Below are 1,432 nucleotides of genomic sequence, written 5' to 3' on the forward strand. Positions count from 1 at the left end.
CCAAGACGCGTGGGTTCTACAGGCGCAACAGTAATTTTGTAATCTATTTCAGGGTGTAAGGTGGTACGCGCTAATTCATTCCTGAAAGTCGAGTCCAAGACCTGAAGAATTTCCGGAAGGTCCAGTCGGGGACCGATAAAATGGAAATGATTACTTACTCCAAGTTGAGCTGCAAGTGCAATAAGACTTTGTTGCAAAACCCCCTTTCCAGCCACAACAAACCCGGTATTGGGAAAGTGACTCAGAATCTTGGGTGCTGCTTCAATTAAGTGGGCAATTCCTTTCTGCTGAGTCAAACGAACACCTAGGCCTATAAGATGGTCATATTCAAGCAGACCAAGCTCTTCTTTTTTCTTTTGCACATCAATTACAATATCATAAACTTTTCCATCAATCCCATTACGAATAACATTGATTTTTCTTTCTGGGATCTTCTCATAAAGCATCAAATTTTGTTTTGTTTCTTCTGACACAGCTATAAATCTGTCGGCCGATCGGGATAAAACTGCTTCAAGAACACGTTCTGTCCATCGGCCTGGGAATTTACGTGCATGATCAGTATTAATAAGAACAGGAATTCTTGCCAAATACGATGCAAGTGCACCGTCAATAAATGAATTTGCGTTGTGAGTATGTACAAGATGCGGTTTTTTTTCACTTAGTATTTTCTTTAAACGCCAAAAAGCTGTATAGTCCTTCTTTTTATCTGTTTGTTGCAAAATATAAACCGGCACCCCTGTCCCTTCCAATTCGTAAGCAAGTTTCCCTTTATATTTGATGCAGCATACAGATACGTCAAATACATCATGATTCATATGTTTACACAAGTTGATAACGACTCGTTCTAACCCCCCCATACCTAGATTAGCAGTCAATTGCATTACTTTGATTTTTTTGTTCATCATCAATTTTCGTGACCACCTAAGGCTTCCTGTTTCAGCATTGATTTTTCCAATGCTAAAGGAAGGGCAAGAAAAACCCAAAAATGAGGATAATATAACACAGACAAGAAGATTCCACTAAAAAAATATCCCACAAATGCACCCATCAAACCGAGTCCTATATTGTCATAATACTGAGCCTGTTCTGTATTGACATGTTTGAACTCATCCCGGGCGTATCTGCGTACTCTGCGAATAGTAGCGAAATTTTTTTTCACCAGCAGAAAAAAGATGACTGTTCCTATAATTCCCAACTCAGGAAGCAGCGTGAAATAGATGGAGTGGGCTGGCCGACTCCCGTGAAACCTTCCATGATATCCTTCTCTGTCTTCATACTCCATAATTCGCCAAGGAAAATTGCCCTGACCGACACCCAGAACCGGATTATCTGCAAACATGTCAAAGGCGGCCAAAAGCGGACCCAGGTAAGGCTTTTGAAATAGGACCCCCAGGGCGGTGATCAGACCCTCCTTTCTTCTTTATTTACTTCC

General features: G+C 41.1%; 2 protein-coding genes. Both read right to left on the reverse strand.

Translation table 11 applies throughout. The features are described 5' to 3' along the window. On the reverse strand, window positions 1–905 hold a 905-nt coding region (locus N902_RS0114305), incomplete at its 3' end, for a glycosyltransferase (protein ID WP_027371461.1). Next, window positions 905–1,354, reverse strand: a complete 450-nt coding sequence (locus N902_RS0114310; RefSeq protein WP_027371462.1) for an O-antigen ligase family protein — start codon at window positions 1,352–1,354, stop codon at window positions 905–907. The genes N902_RS0114305 and N902_RS0114310, both read right to left, overlap by 1 nt. Window positions 1,355–1,432 lie beyond the last annotated feature (78 nt).

It is taken from the genome of Desulfovermiculus halophilus DSM 18834 (assembly GCF_000620765.1).
Lineage (GTDB): Bacteria > Desulfobacterota > Desulfovibrionia > Desulfovibrionales > Desulfothermaceae > Desulfovermiculus > Desulfovermiculus halophilus.